This is a genomic window from Agromyces sp. NPDC058104, from assembly GCF_042884835.1.
GTDB lineage: Bacteria > Actinomycetota > Actinomycetes > Actinomycetales > Microbacteriaceae > Agromyces.
Map to the genome: position 1 here is coordinate 142,414 of NZ_JBHVTD010000001.1, position 16,721 is coordinate 159,134.

The following is a 16,721-nucleotide window of genomic DNA, read 5'->3' on the forward strand; positions in this document are numbered from 1 at the left end:
CGATCGGCCGCAACGGCCGAGCAGGGTTCGAGGTGGGTCGCACGCGGATGCCCCGGCGTGCGGTCGCACGCTAGCAGCCCGCCGCGGGGCGTCGCGATGGGGACCTCTCCCCCGTACGGCTCAGCGGCGGGCGCGGCGCTCGACGATGCCCCTGAGGCGCTCGAGCACCGGCAGCGCCGCCGCGAGCGCCGCGCGCTCGCCCGCGTCGAGCTCGGCGAGCGCGTCGCCGACGATGGCCGCGCTCGCCTCGTCGAAGCGGGCGAGCAGCTCGAGCGCCCGTGCGGTCGCGCGCACCTCGACCCGCCGGCCGTCGCCGGCCTGCGCGAGCCGTTCGACGAGTCCGGCCGACTCCATCGACTTCAGGAGGTTGCTCACCGTCGGCCGGCTGAGGCCGAGCTGGTCGGCCAGCGCTCCCGGCGAGGAGCGCACGCCGCCGGGGATCGCCCGCAGCACCTCGATCTGCGCGTCGGGGATGTCGGGCAGCCCCTCGGCGGCGCGCGCCGCGGAGAGCAGCGCGCGCCGCAGCGGGGAGACGACCAGGTTGAGCCGCGCGAGCGCGGGCGCGGCCGCAGCCTGCGTCGGCGCCGGTGTCACGGCGGGTACTGGGGTCTCGGGTCGGGTCACCGGCATCCGGTCAGTCTGCCACCGAGCCGCGCTCGACGGACGCCGAGAGCGACGCGCGCTCGTTGAGCGTCGAGGGGTGGAACCCCGCGGTGCGCTTGTAGTCGTCGGCGATCTGCTGGAGCTCGTCGGCCGGGATGACGTCGTGGACGTCGGCGAAGCCCTCGGGCGCCCGGTCGTACGCGAGCTGCATGACCCGCTCGGGTCCGAGTGCGCGGGTCATCTCGAGCAGGCGTGCGGTGGCGGGTCGGCGGTCGGCGTCGTACGCGTCGAGCGCGGTGCGGATCGCGGCCGTCGTGCTCGCCGCGTCGGGTCGCCCGGACGACGCGCCGAGCGCGGCGACCCCGTTCGCGAGGTGGAACGCGAGGGTACGCGCGTCGAGGATCGCCTGCGACGCCCCGTTCGACCCGTTCGGGTACATCGCGTGCGCCGCGTCGCCGAGGAGCACCGAGCTGCCGAAGCGCCAGGCGGGCAGCGCCTCGCGGTCGACCATCGGGTACTCGAGGATCTGGTCGGCCGCCGCGATCGTCGCCGGCACGTCGAGCCAGTCGAAGGTCCACTCCGAGAAGAGCTCGACGATCGGCTCGGGGTCGATGGGCAGGTTCCAGTCGGCGAGCTCGGTGGTGCCCTCGGGCGCCCGGCGCTCGGCGATGAAGTTGAGCCGGAGCGAGCCGGGGTCGTCGCCGTCGGCGGGTGCGAGCGGGTAGGCGACGAACTTCTGCTCGCCGTCGCCCGCCATGATCATGGTGCGGCCGTCGAGGTACGCCGGCACCGTGGCGGTGCCGCGCCAGAGCACGAGGCCCGACCAGACGGGGGCGCCGTCCTCGGGGTACTCCTGCGCGCGCAGGGTCGAGTGGATGCCGTCGGCTGCGATGAACACGTCGGCCGTGACCTCGAACTCCTCGCCGCTCGCGCGGGCGAAGCGCGCGTACTCGTGCTGCTCGCCGTGCTCGACGCCGACGAGGCGGCTGTCGAGACGGATCGCGTCGGCGCCGAGGCGACGGCGCACCTCGTCGACGAGCAGCATCTGGAACTCGCCGCGGTGCACCGAGAGCTGCGGCCAGCTGTAGCCCGCCTCGGTGCCGCGGGGCTCCGACCAGATCGGCTGGCCGAACCGGTTGTAGTACGAGAGCCGGCTCGGCTTCACGGCGATGCGCTCGGCGGCCTCGGCCAGGCCGAGCTCGGTGAGCTCGCGAACGGCGTGCGGCAGGAGGTTGATGCCCACCCCGAGCGGACGCAACGCGCTGACGCGCTCGTAGACCACGACGTCGGTGAACCCGGCGCGATGCAGGCTGAGCGCGGTGGCGAGTCCGCCGATGCCGGCCCCTGCGATGACGATCTTCAACATGTCCTCCTTGTCATGTTCGATCGGCACGCGATCGACATGGATAGTTTTGTCGCAAAACTATCGCTCGTCAAGGGGCCGCCGCGCCGAGCTCGCCCGCCTCGCTATGATCCACGGCATGACGACATTCCCGGTGATCACCGCGAGATCGTGGGTCGCCCCCGAGTACTTCCACGCCCGCTGGTGCGACGTGGCGACACATCCCGAGTGGGCGCCCGGAATGGAGTACATCCGACTCGACGAACCCCTGCGCATCGGCGTCCGCGGCGTGATGAAGACCCGCGACGGCGAGGAGACTCCGATGACGGTCAGCGACATCGTGCCCGGACTCGCTTTTCAGGACACCGTCTTCCTGGATGGCGGCACCCTGACGGTGCGCCACGAGTCGCACCCCGATGGCACGGGCAGCCGGCTGGAACTGCATGCCCGGATCGACGGGCCACGGGCGGAGGAGCTGGCGTCGAGTCTGGCCGGACTGGACGAAGTACTCGCCTCCGACCTGGCCGGCTTGATCGCCCTGGTGGAACGCGAACGCCGACAGCACGAGACGGGCGCCGCCACCGGCATCCAGCCGTCCTGACGCCCGCCGGCTTCACCCTCTGGGAACGCCGAAGGCCCGGAATCTCGATGATTCCGGGCCTCCATGTGCGGCGGGTGAGAATTCGACAGGGCGCGTGGCAGCTGGACGGTTTCGTAATCGGCACCACGACATCCCGAGCTCGCAGGAGATCTTCCAGCCGCATCTCAGTTCAGGGTGCACGCGCGATCCTCGGTACCGATCGGGGTCTGAGGATCGCCGTAGAAGACCGTTCCCACATCGGTATCACCGTCCGTAGATGAACTCCTCGGCGTGCGCGACTGCCTTCTTGAAGGAGTCGTTGCGCAGGGCCACGGCGTGGTCATCGGGTGGGGCCCCCGACGGAAGCGCCTCCATGTAGCCGGCGAGACCTTGTGGCCGAAGGACCCAGATTCCGCCGTGCGGCGGGAGATAGAACACGGCGAACGAGCGAGCCGCCGGGTCGTCCTCCCAGACGGGGACCACGGCGACGGCGGCCCCGGTGTCGACGTTCACCCACTGCGCGCGGGGGCGCGGTTGGTTCTCGTCATAGACACTCGGATCGAGGAACGGCGCGGTTCCCTCGCCCCAGCGTTCTTCGAAGCGCTCGTGAAAGATCGGAAAGACGGCGTAGTCGTAGCGGCGCCACGCCGATGCTGCGGTCTCCATGGCCTCCCTCTCGGTCAGTGCCCGCGAACGCTCACGGCACGCCAGCCGGGCGGGACCTTCGTCCTCGCCGCGGCCGTCGCCGCCTCAAGGTCCATCCCCTCTCCTTCGATCACCGTGGCGCCGCGGGTGAGGGGATCGGCGGCGATCATCGTCACCTTCCTGAGGTGGGACCGAACGGAGCCTTCGCCGGGCCCCGCAGGGGTTCGAGCGGAGCGGGTGGCTGCGATGTCTGTCATGTCTCCTCCATCACTGCGTCTGCCTCAGCGTTGCCGCGCCACCGGTCGCGGGCAGGGGGCACCCCCTCGCGAACGATGGTCCGCCCCGGATGAGCGCGGCGGGCGGCGAGGAGCGGACTCCTCGCCGCCGCTGCCGCTAGCTCGCGGCCACCTGCTGAGTGCCAGCCGTCGAGGTGATCGCGATCTTGCGCGGCTTCGCCTGCTCGCTGACCGGGATGATCACACTCAGCACGCCATTGTCGTAGTGCGCGCTGATGCCCGCCGTGTCGAGGCCGGCGCCGAGCGTGATCCGACGCAGGAACGCCCCGCTCGGTCGCTCGCGGACCAGCCACTTGGTGTCTTCGCTTGAACGCAGCGTTCGCTCGGCCCGAAGCGTCAGCAGTTGACCATCGACATCGACGTCCACCGATCCCGGGTCGATCCCGGGCAGGTCGGCTGCGAGCACATAGTGGTCGCCATCACGGTACAGATCGATCGGCATGACCCGCGGCCCCTGACTCGCGTCAAGCATGGACTCTGCGAGTCGGTCGATATCGCGAAACGGGTCCCAGAACATGGCCATGGTTTCGTCTCCTTCCGGTTCACCATTGACCGATGAGGATGAGCGATGTTCGCTCATCGCGGCGACAATATTAGCACTCTAGGTCAGCGAGTGCCAGATTCCGCGGGCAGCGCCGCATCTCTCGCAACGCCAGGCCGCGTGTTCGGCCGCCGAGACGCGCACCGCCCCGATAGCGTGGGAGCTGGATGTTCGTCGACCGCTTGGGGGAGCTCGATGTCAGTACGAAGCACGCCGTTCGTCCAGGACGGGGCGACCGGCCGCCGGGTGACCCCGTGGTGGCTCGCCTACCTCCTGGTGTTCCTTGTCCTGATCATCGGCGTGCAGGCGGGCGTCCTGGCGGTCTTCGCCTCCGCCTGGCCCGTCGAGCACGGCTCGCCCGAGGCGCAGCTGCAGGACATGATCTCCTTCGCCGCCGCGGGCCTCGCCCTCGTGCTCTGGGTGGTGCTGTTCGAACGCCGAAGGGTGAAGACGCTCGGATTCCGGCGGCCCGGGCGCGGCATCCTGACCCTCGTCGTCGGATTCGTCACCGGTGTCGTCCTCCTGTCGATCCCGGCCCTCTTCCTCTGGGCGATCGGCGCCTACGAGTCGGTCGGCGCTCCGGCCGGCGCGTCCTCGGGCTGGAACGCCCTCCCCCTCCTCGTGCTGCTCGCCCTCACCTTCGTCGTGCAGGGCGGCACCGAGGAGCTGCTGACCCGAGGATTCCTGCTCCAGAACGGCGGCCTGAAATTCCCGGGCTGGCTGGCGGTGCTGCTGCCCGCGCTGCTGTTCACGCTCATCCACGGCGTACTCGTGCACCCGCTGCCCTTCGCGATGATCTTCCTCTTCGCGCTCTTCGCCTCGTTCGTCGTGCTGCGCCAGGGCGCGCTCTGGATCGCGATCGGCGTGCACGCCGGCTGGAACTTCGCGATGGGCAACCTGTACGGCATCCCCGTGAGCGGCCTGCCGCCGCTGTCGACCTCGGCGGTGTACCTGCAGCCCGTCGCCGATGCGCCGGACTGGCTCACCGGAGGCGACTTCGGCACCGAGGCGAGCGTGCCCGCCGTGATCGTGCTGCTCATCGCCGCAGCCGTCGCGTTCGTCGTGTTCCGCCGCTGGGACGCCCGCCGTGACGCGAGCCTCCCCGAAGCGGCGCCTGCCGCCGAACTCGCCTGAACCGACTCGATCACCCCGACCCCGGCTCCGGGGTCCCGCGACGCCGCAGTTCCACCGCACCGTCCGTCTCGACCAGGAGGTCCGCCCGTGACGATCCGCAACACCCCCTACGTGCAGGATGCCGCGACCGGCAAGCGGGTCACCCGCTGGTGGCTGTCCTACCCCCTCGTCTTCATCGGGCTCGTCTTCGTCGTGCAGTTCGGCCTCATGGGCGTGTTCGAGCTCACCCTGCACCCGGAGCCCGGCTCGCCCGAGGCGCAGTGGCTCGAGATCCCCGCGAACCTGATCCCCGCGATCCTCCTGATCCTCTGGGTCGTGCTCTACGAGCGTCGCCACGTGAAGACCCTCGGCTTCCGCCGCCCCGGACGCGGTGTGCTCCTGCTCCTGCTCGGCATCCCGATCGGGGTGCTGATGATCTCCGTCCCGATCCTGTTCCTCTGGGCGACCGGCAACTACCGGCTCGTCGACCCGCCCGCCGGGGCGATCAGCGGCGGGTCCGCCGTGCTGCTCGTCCTCGCGCTCGTGCTCGCCCACGTCGTGCAGGGCGGCAACGAGGAGATCCTGATCCGCGGCTTCCTGATGCAGAACTCTGCCCTGCAGATGCCCGGCTGGCTCGCCGTCGTGCTGCCCGCACTCCTGTTCACGCTCATGCACGGCGTGCTCACCAAGCCGCTCGGCTTCACGACGATCATGGCCTACGCCGTCTTCGCAGCATTCGTCGTGCTGTGGCAGAACTCGCTCTGGCTCATCATCGGCATCCACGGCGGCTGGAACTGGGCCGAGGGCAACGTCTGGGGCGTGCAGGTCGACGGCATCAACGTGCAGACCACCGGCCTCATCTTCCTCGAGCCCGTCGACGGCGCACCCGTCTGGGTCACGGGCGGCGGCTTCGGCCCCGAGGGCAGCGTGGCGGGCGCCGTCGCACTGCTCCTCTTCGCGGGCGTCGCCTACCTGCTCTACCGCCGCAGCTCCCGCCGCACGCAGAGCGAGGCCGGCCTCACGGCTCCGCGCGTCGAGCAGGTCTGACGCATGGACATCGCGCTGATCTTCATCGGGATCGGCTTCGGCGTCTTCGCGATCGTCTGGTACCGGCGCCACGACCGCCCCGTCTGGCGCAGCCTCGGCATCACCGCGAACCGATGGAGCGCACTCGACGTCCTCGTCGGACTGGTGATCCCGCTCGTCGTGATCGGCCTCGTCTTCGTCGCGGAACTCGGGCTCGGGGCGATCGAGGTCTCCCCCGGCGCCTCGGACTGGTCGGGGCTCGGCGGCGCACTCGGCCAGATCATCGGCTACGCGCTGTTCGAAGAGGTGCTGTTCCGCGTGCTCCTGCTCAGCGGCCTCGTGATCCTCTTCCGCAACCTCGCCGCCGGCCGCTGGATCGCGGTCGCGATCGTCGCGGCGGCGTTCGGGGCCGTGCATCTCACGAACCCCAACGCGACGCTCATCGGGGCGTTCGGCACCGCGCTCGGCGGCGTCATCTACGGCATCGCCTTCCTTGCGACACGCGCGATCTGGCTGCCGGTCGCGCTGCACGTCTCGTGGAACCTCAGCCAGGCGCTCTGGGGCTTCCCGGTGAGCGGCACCACCGGATGGCCCGGATGGGTCACCTCGACGTCGGTCGGCGACGAGCTCCTCAACGGCGGCGCCTACGGCCCCGAGGGCGGGCTGCCCGGCATTCTCGCCCGCGTCGTGATCGCCGCGCTCGTGCTCGCCTACCTCAAGCTGCGCTGGCCGAACGGCCGCGTCGCCCCGCTCGAGTTCGCCCCCGACCCGGTGAAGCGCCCCGTCAACGTCGCGTGATCTCTCGCTCCTTCATGAGGGACAGGACGATCGAGGTGCTCAGCGGGTCGTGATCCGGTCAGGAGCCGCTGCTGGAGTTCGACGAACGGTCGGGCAGGTAGGGCTCGATCGCGGCGGCGAGCTTCGCCGGCGTCATCGACTGCAGCCAGATGCGGCCTGGGCCGTGGATCTCCGCGAGGAAGAGCGAGTCGCCGAAGAACTTGTTCTTGATGCCCTTGACCGAGGTGAACTCGAGGTTCATGCCGGCCTCGAACATCGCCAGATGGCCCGGGTGGATGAGCAGCGACTCGCCCGCAGCAAGCTCGTACTCGGTGATCTCGCCCGCGAGCTGCACCCAGGCCGTCCCGTTTCCGCTCAGCTTCTGGAAGACCACGCCCGCGCCGCCGAAGATGCCGGCGCCCAGCTTCTTCTGCAGCCCGACCGACACCTCCACGCCGGCCGTGCTCGCCGAATAGGAGCCCTGCTGCACCATGAACGAGTCGGACGCATCGATGTCGAGCTGACGGATCGTGCCCGGCAGTTGCGCGGCGAACGCGAGCAGGCCGCCCTGTGCGGGCGCGGTGTACTCGGTCAGGAACAGCTGGGCGCCGCCGAGCACCCGCTTGAGGCCGTTCATGAAGCCGCCACCGCCGCCGGTACCGTGCACCGTCGACGTGTCGAGGGCGAACCCCGGTGACATCCACGCCACGTCGCCGCCCTCGGCCACGACCCGCTCACCCCCGTCGAGGTGCAGTTCGAGGATCGGCATGGTCGTTCCCGCGATGGTCGACTTCATGCGATCCACGCGAACGGCCGGGCTCGCACCCCTGCTGTAGCGACATCCCGTCGGGGCTCGTGCCGCTCGGGCTCATCGCGGCGCCTCACGTGGTCCGCGAGCGGGGCACCGACCGACAGCGCCCCGGGAGAATGCCGAAGGCCCGGAATCTCGACGATTCCGGGCCTTCGTTTCGTTGCGGGGGCAGGATTTGAACCTACGACCTCTGGGTTATGAGCCCAGCGAGCTACCGAGCTGCTCCACCCCGCGTCACATGGACGAGTCTACACGGCTTCGAGGACCGCTCGGACCGACCGGCACCTTGGCGATCGCGGCGAGCGACGATCGCGGCGAGCGACGATCGCGGCGAGCGACGCGTCGGGAGTCCTCCGCGCTCGTCATCCGGAGCCGCCGTCTCCAGGCAAATGCAAAAGGCTCCTGATCTGGTGAAACACCTGATCAGGAGCCCTTCTTCGTTGCGGGGGCAGGATTTGAACCTACGACCTCTGGGTTATGAGCCCAGCGAGCTACCGAGCTGCTCCACCCCGCGGCACAAGAAGAAACTCTATCACCGGTTCTCGCGCTCGTCCAATCGAGGGGACCGTGGGGCGCCATCTCGCCGTGCCCGCTCGCCGCAACCGGCGCCCGGGCCCGCCGCCCCGACGTCCGACCCGCCGAACGTGCACTATCTGCACACTCCGCCGATTCCGTTGGAGATCTCCCACAGTGCGCCGCCGGGTTCGCCCGTGGCATCCGCGAACCTTTGTTAAGACTCTTTCCTTTCAGGTCGCCCACTTGGTACCGTCTCGCAACCGCCGTGATCGCGGCGGCCGGGACCACGATCGATGAGGATTCCATGTCACCACTCCCCCTGCTCCGCGGTGCGGCCGTCGCCGTCGCCGCCACCGCGCTCATCGCCACCGCCGCGACCGCGCCGGCCGCCGCCCATGGCAAGCACACCCCCGAGGGCCCGAGCGAGATCAACGGCTACCGCAGCGTCGGCTACCTGATGGCCGACACCCCGGTCACGCGCGACTTCCAGATCGCCGACCTGCTGAAGAACGGCGCCATCGAGGACGTCACGCACATCAACTACGCCTTCGGCAACGTCACCGAGAACCTCGTCTGCGAGATCACCGACGTGCCCGGGGAGGGCGACGCCTACAACGACTACCTCCGACTCGTCTCGCCGCAGGACTCGGTCGACGGCAAGCGCGACCAGAAGAACAAGCACCAGCGCCTCGCGGGCAACTTCAACCAGCTGAAGAAGCTCAAGCAGGTGAGCCCCGAGACGAAGGTGCTCGTCTCGCTCGGCGGCTGGACCTGGTCCGACCACTTCTCCGCCGCGGCCGCGACCGCCGAGAGCCGCGAGAAGCTCGTCTCCTCGTGCCTCGACATCTACCTCAAGGGCAACCTGCCGAAGGTCGGCAACCTCGGCGGCGAGGGCGTCGCCGCCGGCATCTTCGATGGCATCGACGTCGACTGGGAGTGGCCGGTCAACGGCGGCGAGACGTCGAACGCGAGCCCCGCCGACCGCGAGAACTTCCTCGCCCTGATGGAGGAGTTCCGCCGGCAGCTCGACGACTACGGCGCCGAGACCGGCGAGGACTACCTGCTCACCGCGTTCGCCCCGGCCGGCGGCTGGAACACGAACGCCGGCGGATGGACCGACCCGCGCCTGTTCGACGTCGTCGACTTCCTGAACATCCAGGGCTACGACTACGCGGGCGGATGGACCGGCAACACCGGCCACCAGGGCAACCTGCACCCCGACGGCTCGAACAACTGGGGCCTCGCGCTCGACAACGCCGTCGGCCTCTACACGGCCGCCGGAGCCCGCCCCGACCAGTTGAACATCGGCATCCCCGCCTACGGGCAGGGCTGGACGAACGTCACCGTCGGCGATCGCGCCGTCTGGACGCCCGACCCGGCCGTGACCTCGATCGGCACGAAGCCGTACTACGAGATCCGCTCGATCGGCGAGGGCTACTACGACCCCGCCATCGGCGCCTCGTGGCGCTACGACGCCGCAACCGGGCAGTGGTGGAGCCTCGACGACCCGAAGTCGGTGCAGCAGAAGGCCGAATGGCTCGCCGAGCAGGGCTTCGGCGGCGCGATGTGGTGGGACCTCTCGGGCGATTACCGCAATGAGCTCGGCTCGACCCTCGGCGACACCCTGCGCGCCGCCGAGGAGGGACCGCTCGACTGAGCCGGTCCGCGAAAGGCCGGATGCCTCGGAGCCGACGCTCCGAGGCATCCGTGCTGTTCGGGAAGGCGTGGGCTCGCGCGACGCGCGACTCTCGACCGATGGGCCTCGCTACCCGGCCGACGGAGCGCGCGCCACGAGCTCGTACGACAGCGGCAGCCAGCGCTCTGCCGGCCAGCCGTACATGCCCTCGCCGAGCTCGACCGTCGCCGGGAAGACCCGCCACGGCACCGAGTAGTGCTCGGTGAAGGCCTCGAGCTCGAGACCCGCGTCGCGGAGCGCCCCGAGCACCTCGTCGATCGGGTGCGACCACTCCCACGTGCGCGCGTGCTCGAGGCGCGCGTCGGCGTCGGCGTAGTCGCCAGGGTCGTCGAGGACCTCGGGTTCGGCGCTCTGGTACGCGTACCTGATCGAGGGGAGACCGCCGGGGCCGTCGTCGCCGTCGAAGACCATCGCGGTCGGATGCCCCTCCGCGAAGTAGAGGCGACCGCCGGGCTTCAGGTACCAGGCGACGATCCGCGCCCACTCGGCGACGTCGGGCAGCCAGTTGATGGTGCCCCACGTCACGAACACGAGGTCGAACGACTCGGGCTCGGGCAGCATGTGGCGCGCGTCGTACACGTTCGCCTCGATGAAGCGGGCCCGATCGGCGACGCCGATCTCGGCGGCCATGCGCCGCGCCTCGGCGACCGCCGCGGGCGAGAAGTCGATGCCGATGACGCTCGCGCCGCGGTTCACGAGCGAGAGCGAGTCGGAGCCGAAGTGGCACTGCAGGTGCAGCACGCGCACGCCCTCGAGTCCGTCGGGGAACAGCCGCTCGACCCCCGCCCGCGCGATGGGGTCGAGGACGCCCCCGCCCGCGCGAAGCGGCCCCTGGTCGTAGAACGTGCTCGCGAGGTGCACGCCGACGCGTTCGTCCCAGCCGGCCCGGTTGTCGTCGAGCCAGTCGCCCTCCCGCAGTCCGACGGTCATTCGCCGCTCGACTCCTCCGAGCCTCCGGTGCCGCCCTCCGCGTCGTTCGTCAGCGCGATCATCTTCGAGATCGTCTCGGCGAGCTTCGCGTCGGCGGCGCCGTACGCCACCCAGTCGCCCTCGGCGAGTGCGGCCTGCTTGTCCTTCAGGGCCTGCGCCGCCTGGTTCAGGAGCGCCTGCATCTCGTCGCTCGGCGCCTCGGGCGAGGTCGGCGTGCCGCCGTCGCCCTCGCCGGGGGTCGGGGTGGTGCCGGGCTCCACCTCGTTGTCGCCCGCCGAGGCACCCGAGTCGCCGCCGAAGAGCACGTCGAGCGCCTGGTCGAGCGTGTCCTGGAACGCGATCTGGTCGCCGAAGGCGACGAGCACCTTCTGCAGCAGCGGGTAGCTCGTGTCACCCGTCGACTTCACGTAGACCGGCTGCACGTAGAGAAGTCCGCCGCCGACCGGCACGGTCAGCAGGTTGCCGTTGATGACGTCGGACTGCCCCTGCTTCAGCAGGTTCAGCGACTGCGAGACGCTCGGGTCCGAGTTGAACTTGGCCTGCACCTGGCCGGGGCCGGGCACGTTGTCGTCCTCGGGCAGGGTGAGCAGCCGCAGCTTGCCGTAGCCCTCGGAGCGCTCGCCGTCGGTCGCGCCCGCGTCGGAGTCGACGGCGAGGTAGCCGCGCAGCACGTTGCGGCTCTCGTCGCCTCGGGCCTCGGGGATGAACGTCGAGTACAGCGAGTAGGCCGGCGCCTCCTGCCCGGGCATCTGCATCGTGAGGTAGTACGGCGGCTGCAGCAACGCGGTGTTCGCGCCCGCCGTCGGGTCCTTCGGGGTCGTCCACGCGTCTTCACGCGAGTAGAAGGGGCTCGCCTCGGTCACGTGGTAGCGGCCGAGCACGGCGCGCTGCACCTTGAACAGGTCGGAGGGGTAGCGCACGTGGCTCATCAGCTCGCCCGACATCTCGCTCATCGGCTCGATCGTCGACGGGAAGATCTTCTGCCACGTCTGGAGGATCGGGTCCTCCTCGTCCCACGCGTAGAGGGTCACGGTGCCGTCGTACGCGTCGACCGTGGCCTTCACCGAGTTGCGGATGTAGTTGATCTCGTCGAAGGCGAGCGCCGGCGAGAGCCCCTCGCTGTCGGCGATGGCCTCGCTCATGCTGACCTTGTTGGAGTACGGGTACTGGTCGGAGAGCGTGTAGCCGTCGACGATCCAGACGAGACGGTCGCCGACGATCGACGGGTACGTCTCGGAGTCGAGCGTCAGGTACGGGGCGACCTTCTGCACGCGCTGGATCGGGTCGCGGTCGTAGAGGATCTGCGAGTCGTCGGTGACCTGGTCGGAGAGGAAGATCTGCTCCGACTGGAACTTCAGCGCGTAGACGAGCTTCGTGAAGATGTTGTCGAGCTTCGGCCCGCCGTCGCCCGAGAACGTCGTCTGCGTCTGCTCCTCGTTGTCGCCGCCCGCCGGGTAGTCGAGCTCGATGGGCTCGCTGTCCTTCGGGGCGCCGACGATCGAGTACTGCGGCGAGCTCTCGCCGAAGTAGACGCGCGGCTCGAACTCGCCGAGCGAGCCCGTCTGCGGGATGCCCGACTCGAGGAACACCGGCTGCCCGTCGACCGAGCGCTGGTTGCCGGCCGCCGCGACGAGGCCGTAGCCGTGCGTGTAGACGAGGTGCGAGTTGAACCAGGTCTCGGCGTCGCCGAGGCCGGAGAGCTTGACGTCGCGCACCGCGACCACCGTGTCCTGCGTGGTGCCGTCGACCTCGTAGCGGTCGACATCGAGCTGCTTCGGGAACTGGTAGTACTGGCGGAACTGCTCGAGCTGCGAGAACGCGGGCGAGATCACCAGCGGGTCCATCAGGCGGATGTTCGCCGTGGTCTCGGCGTCCGAGCGGAGCGCGCCGGGCTCGGCGTCGGTCTCGGCCTCGAACGGGATCTCCTCGACGTCCTCGACGTTGTACGCGTCGCGCGTCAGGTCGATGTTGCGCTGGATGAAGGGGGCCTCGAGCGACTTCGCGTTCGGGTCGACCTGGAAGCGCTGCACCACCCACGGGTAGAGCGAGCTGATCAGCAGGCTCGTCACGATGAGGAGCGCGGTGCCGACGAGCGGCAGCCGCCAGCGGCCCATCACCGCGGTCACGAAGAAGAGGATGGCGACGACGACCGCGATGCCGGCGAGGATGCCCCGCCCGGGGATCGTGGCGTTGACGTCGGTGTAGGCGGCTCCGGTGATGAGCGTGCCCGTCTCGGTGACGGTCGCGTACTGGTCGAGCCAGATGCTGACGCCCTGGAGCAGCAGGTAGAGGCCGGCGGTCACGGCGATCTGGATGCGCGCCGACTTGGAGATGACGACCTCGCGGCCGCTGACCCGGATCGCACCGTAGAGGTAGTTCGTCGCGATGACGAGGAGCACCGAGAGCAGCACGACCGCCGAGGCGAAGCCGACGACGCTGCGGTAGAAGGGCAGCTCGAACACGAAGAAGCCGACGTCGAAGCCGAACTGCGGGTCGGTCTGGCCGAACGGAGTGCGGTTCAGCCACGCGAGCGTGACCTCCCAGCGGCTCGACGCCGAGACTCCCGCGAAGACGCCGAGCACGACCGGGATGCCGTACATCGCGAGGCGGCGCAGCGGCTCGAAGACCTCCTGGTAGCGGTCGAGCTGCGAGTTGAGCTTCGCGTAGACCGGGCGGGTGCGGTAGGCGATCTGGATCGAGGCCCAGATCGGCACCGCCATCGCGAGGAACCCGATGACGAACAGCGAGACGCGCGCGATCCACTCGGTCGTCAGCACCGAGAGGAACCCGAGCTGCTGGAACCAGAGCACGTCGGTGTAGAGCCCCGCGAACACGAAGAACGCGATCACGAGGGCGGCCACCACCCCGATCGTGATCGCGATCGGCGCACGACGGCGCGGGATCCTCGGTTCTTGCGGCTGTGCTGACACTCTCGGCCTCTGCTTCGGTCGGGACGGGATCGAGACTCCATCCTAGAGTCGCGATGCTTGGAATCTGCTGGTCAGGAAGCGGTGCACGACGGGTAGGAGCCCGTCAGCTCGCCGTCTCCGAGGTCTTCGACGATCGTGCGGGCCTGGTCGAGCGTCGACACCGCGAACACGCTCATGCCGTCGGGCACGTTGCCGACGACCTCGTCGCAGTTCGACTCGGGCGCGAGGAACCAGTCGGCCCCGGCGCCGTCGGCGCCCCAGAGCTTCTGCCGGATGCCGCCGATCGCCCCCACGGCGCCCGCCGAGTCGATCGTGCCGGTGCCCGCGACGATCTCGCCTCCGGTCATCGCGCCGGGAGTGAGCTCGTCGACGATGCCGAGCGCGAACATCATGCCCGCGCTGGGACCGCCGACGTTGTCGAGCTGCAGCTCGACATCGATCGGGAACTCGTAGTGCATGCGCACGCCCACGCCGAGCACGGCCGTGCCGTCGCGGTCGACGGGGGTGACCTCGACGGTCAGCGGCTCGCCGTCGCGGACGATGTCGATCGAGGCCGGGGTCTCCGTGCCGTGCTCGCGGACCGCCGACTGCAGCTCGCCGATGGAGTTCACCGGGGTGCCGTCGAGCGAGATCACGACGTCGCCCTCTTCGAGCACGCCGTCGGCGGGCGAGCCCTCGAGGAGCCCGACGATCGTCACCTCGCGCGGGAACTCGTAGCCGAGCTCGACGAGTGCGGCCGCGATCGCGTCCTGTTGCGAGTCGACCATGGCCGCCTCGTTCTGGGCGTCGCGGTCCTCGTTGCTGACGCCGGGCGGGAAGACCGCCTCGATCGGCATGACGGTGCGCGTCGTGTCGCCCCACGCCCAGAGCACCTCGAGCCAGTTCGGGGTGTTGCCGGGCCTGCCGACGACCGAGACGGTGAGCAGGTTGAGTTCGCCCTCGGTCGGGTACGTCGTCTCGTCGGGGATCGCGATCAGCGGCACCTCTTCGCCGTCGGCGTTCTCGGCGACGCCGAGGGTGTCGTAGACGGGGCCGGGCTGCTCGATCACGTACGGCGAGGGCAGCAGCCCGAACACGATCGCGATGACCGTGGCGACGGTGACGGCGGCCCACCCGATGCGCTCGCGCCGCGAGCGCCGACCGTGCTCGACGGGCGCCGACGAGTCATCGGTGAACAGGGCCATCGGGCAGTCCTTTCGCGCCGTTCGCGGCGACGGGCCGGTCGTTCGCGGCGACGGGCCGTGGTGGAGGGGCGGGCCGAGCCGGCGCTGTTCGCGAAGGGCGGACACCCGGATTGCAAGCCTAGGCCATTTCCCAGACGAGAGGCCGGATGCCCGCGTTACGGTGGAGGAGACGAGAGCTGGAGGTGGCGCACGTGGCCGATCAAGAGGGCGGAGCCGGCGACCGGAACCCCGAGGACGAGTTCCGCGACATGCTGCGCGAACTGCTGTCCGGAGCCGGTGGCATCGACCCGACGAGCCTCGCGGGCGCCGCGGGCCTGCCGAACGACCCGGCGAGCGTCGCCGCACTCTTCGGCCAACTGCAGCAGGCGATGAGCCGCAGCGGCGACGGCATCGACTGGAGCGTCGCGACCCGCCAGGGCGAGGAGCGCGCGGCGACCGGCCAGACCCAGATCTCCGACGCCGACCGCGCCCGGTTCGACCAGGCCTTCCAGGTCGCGTCGCTCTGGCTCGACGAGGCCGTCGACTTCTCCGCTCCTCCGCAGACGCCCGAGGTCATCACGCGGCGCGCGTGGGTCGCGGCGACCATGCCCATCTGGACCCAGCTCGCCGAGCCGGTCGCGCTCTCGATCTCCGATGCCCTCACCCGGGTGATGCTCGAGCAGGCGCCCGAGGAGATGCGCGGCATGATCGAGAACGCGAGCAAGATGCTCCGCGGCATCGGCGGCGCGCTGTTCGCGATGCAACTCGGGCAGGTCGTCGGCCAGCTGTCGACCGAGGTCGTCTCGGGCGGCGACATCGGCATCCCCCTCCTCGACGACTCGCGCGCGGCAATCCTCCCGCAGAACGCGGCCGTGTTCGGCGAGGGCCTCGACATCCCGGCCGACCAGGTCGAGCTCTACCTCGCCGTGCGCGAGCTCGCGCACGCCCGGCTCTTCCGCCACGCGCGCTGGCTGCGCCTGCACCTCATCACCGCGATCACCGCGTTCGCGCGCGGCATCGACATCGACACCGAGCGCCTCGAGGAGCTCGCCGAGGGCTTCGACCCCTCCAACACCGACGAGCTGCGCCAGGCGGTCGTCGGCGGCACGCTGATCCGCCCCAAGAGCGAGGCGCAGCAGGCGGCGCTCGGCCGGCTCGAGACGATGCTCGCGCTCGTCGAGGGCTGGGTCGACCAGGTCACGGCGGATGCCACGGGCCGGCTCCCGCGCACCGATGCCATCGCCGAGTCGATCCGGCGCCGTCGGGCCTCGGGCGGGCCGGCCGAGTCGGCGTTCGCCACGCTCGTCGGGCTCGAGCTGCGCCCGCGCCGCCTCCGCGAGGCGACCGCGATGTGGCGCGCCGTGACCGAGGCGGTCGGCGTCGAGGCGCGCGACGCCCTCTGGGCGCACCCCGACCTGCTGCCCACCTCGGCCGACCTCGACGACCCGAGCGCGCTCGTCGCCCGCCTGACGGGCAACGACGAGGCCGAGAACGAGGCCGACGACGAGTTCGACCAGGCGCTCGAGCAGCTGCTGCGCGGTGAGACCCCGGCCGGCCCCGGCGAGGACGGCGAGACTCCCGCGAGCTGACGGCCTGCGCCGACGGGGCCTGTGGAGGGATTCCGACGCTGGGCGCGCCTCTGCGGGAGGCTCTCCGCATGTCACCGCGCATCGATCCGGCCCTCCCGCTCGTCTGGCGCTCCCCCGGCGAGCTGCAGCTCGGCGGCGAGGTGCCGCGCGTCGTCCTCCGCGA

General features: G+C 70.3%; 15 protein-coding genes and 2 tRNA genes. 6 read left to right on the forward strand and 11 right to left on the reverse strand.

What is annotated here, in order from left to right:
* Positions 1–120: 120 nt before the first annotated feature.
* Positions 121–630: a MarR family winged helix-turn-helix transcriptional regulator gene (locus ACFVTH_RS00635; RefSeq protein ID WP_387085564.1), complete on the reverse strand. Its 510-nt coding sequence runs from the start codon at positions 628–630 to the stop codon at positions 121–123.
* A 4-nt stretch (positions 631–634) separates the two neighbouring features.
* Positions 635–1,966, reverse strand: a complete 1,332-nt coding sequence (locus tag ACFVTH_RS00640) for a flavin-dependent oxidoreductase (protein ID WP_387085567.1) — start codon at positions 1,964–1,966, stop codon at positions 635–637.
* 118 nt (positions 1,967–2,084) lie between these two features.
* On the opposite strand from ACFVTH_RS00640, the gene ACFVTH_RS00645 reads away from it, so the two are divergent.
* Positions 2,085–2,546 carry a hypothetical protein gene (locus ACFVTH_RS00645; RefSeq protein WP_387085570.1) on the forward strand — a complete coding sequence of 154 codons (462 nt, stop codon included), beginning with the start codon at positions 2,085–2,087 and terminating at the stop codon, positions 2,544–2,546.
* Between the two features lie 243 nt (positions 2,547–2,789).
* On the opposite strand, the gene ACFVTH_RS00650 is transcribed toward ACFVTH_RS00645, so the two are convergent.
* From ACFVTH_RS00650 to ACFVTH_RS00660, 3 genes are all read right to left on the reverse strand, one after another.
* On the reverse strand, positions 2,790–3,191 hold the full coding sequence (locus ACFVTH_RS00650) for a hypothetical protein (RefSeq protein WP_387085573.1): 402 nt from the start codon (positions 3,189–3,191) through the stop codon (positions 2,790–2,792).
* Positions 3,192–3,205: 14 nt separating this feature from the next.
* On the reverse strand, positions 3,206–3,340 hold the full coding sequence (locus ACFVTH_RS00655; RefSeq protein WP_387085578.1) for a hypothetical protein: 135 nt from the start codon (positions 3,338–3,340) through the stop codon (positions 3,206–3,208).
* Positions 3,341–3,563: 223 nt separating this feature from the next.
* Entirely contained in the window at positions 3,564–3,989 is a 426-nt protein-coding gene (locus ACFVTH_RS00660; RefSeq protein WP_387088659.1) for an Hsp20/alpha crystallin family protein, read from the reverse strand.
* 213 nt (positions 3,990–4,202) lie between these two features.
* Here ACFVTH_RS00660 and ACFVTH_RS00665 point away from each other — a divergent pair, with 213 nt between their 5' ends.
* From ACFVTH_RS00665 to ACFVTH_RS00675, 3 genes are all read left to right on the forward strand, one after another.
* Positions 4,203–5,141 (forward strand): CPBP family intramembrane glutamic endopeptidase, encoded by a 939-nt coding sequence (locus ACFVTH_RS00665; RefSeq protein ID WP_387085581.1) that lies wholly within the window; start codon positions 4,203–4,205, stop codon positions 5,139–5,141.
* Positions 5,142–5,228: 87 nt separating this feature from the next.
* Positions 5,229–6,167: a CPBP family intramembrane glutamic endopeptidase gene (locus tag ACFVTH_RS00670; protein ID WP_387085584.1), complete on the forward strand. Its 939-nt coding sequence runs from the start codon at positions 5,229–5,231 to the stop codon at positions 6,165–6,167.
* Between the two features lie 3 nt (positions 6,168–6,170).
* The gene (locus ACFVTH_RS00675) at positions 6,171–6,944 is read left to right on the forward strand and encodes a CPBP family intramembrane glutamic endopeptidase (RefSeq protein WP_387085587.1); all 774 of its coding nucleotides are present in this window, start codon (positions 6,171–6,173) and stop codon (positions 6,942–6,944) included.
* Between the two features lie 58 nt (positions 6,945–7,002).
* Here the strand turns inward: ACFVTH_RS00675 and ACFVTH_RS00680 are convergent, their stop codons facing one another.
* The 3 genes from ACFVTH_RS00680 to ACFVTH_RS00690 all read right to left on the reverse strand — a co-directional run bounded on the left by ACFVTH_RS00680 (position 7,003) and on the right by ACFVTH_RS00690 (position 8,248).
* Positions 7,003–7,719 (reverse strand): TIGR00266 family protein, encoded by a 717-nt coding sequence (locus tag ACFVTH_RS00680; RefSeq protein WP_387085590.1) that lies wholly within the window; start codon positions 7,717–7,719, stop codon positions 7,003–7,005.
* 175 nt (positions 7,720–7,894) lie between these two features.
* Positions 7,895–7,968, reverse strand: a tRNA-Met gene (locus ACFVTH_RS00685).
* Positions 7,969–8,174: 206 nt separating this feature from the next.
* Positions 8,175–8,248, reverse strand: a tRNA-Met gene (locus ACFVTH_RS00690).
* 306 nt (positions 8,249–8,554) lie between these two features.
* Here ACFVTH_RS00690 and ACFVTH_RS00695 point away from each other — a divergent pair.
* The gene (locus tag ACFVTH_RS00695) at positions 8,555–9,907 is read left to right on the forward strand and encodes a glycoside hydrolase family 18 protein (protein ID WP_387085593.1); all 1,353 of its coding nucleotides are present in this window, start codon (positions 8,555–8,557) and stop codon (positions 9,905–9,907) included.
* 108 nt (positions 9,908–10,015) lie between these two features.
* Here the strand turns inward: ACFVTH_RS00695 and ACFVTH_RS00700 are convergent, their stop codons facing one another.
* The 3 genes from ACFVTH_RS00700 to ACFVTH_RS00710 form a co-directional block, all read right to left on the reverse strand.
* The gene (locus ACFVTH_RS00700) at positions 10,016–10,876 is read right to left on the reverse strand and encodes a class I SAM-dependent methyltransferase (protein WP_387085596.1); all 861 of its coding nucleotides are present in this window, start codon (positions 10,874–10,876) and stop codon (positions 10,016–10,018) included.
* Positions 10,873–13,806: a UPF0182 family protein gene (locus tag ACFVTH_RS00705; RefSeq protein WP_387085599.1), complete on the reverse strand. Its 2,934-nt coding sequence runs from the start codon at positions 13,804–13,806 to the stop codon at positions 10,873–10,875. The genes ACFVTH_RS00700 and ACFVTH_RS00705 overlap by 4 nt, the downstream gene beginning before the upstream one ends.
* Positions 13,807–13,877: 71 nt before the next feature.
* A complete protein-coding gene (locus tag ACFVTH_RS00710; protein ID WP_387085602.1) occupies positions 13,878–14,990 on the reverse strand; it encodes a PDZ domain-containing protein in 1,113 nt (370 codons plus the stop codon).
* Positions 14,991–15,238: 248 nt separating this feature from the next.
* Between ACFVTH_RS00710 and ACFVTH_RS00715 the strand changes: the two genes are divergently transcribed.
* Entirely contained in the window at positions 15,239–16,558 is a 1,320-nt protein-coding gene (locus ACFVTH_RS00715; protein WP_387088662.1) for a zinc-dependent metalloprotease, read from the forward strand.
* Positions 16,559–16,721: the final 163 nt, after the last annotated feature.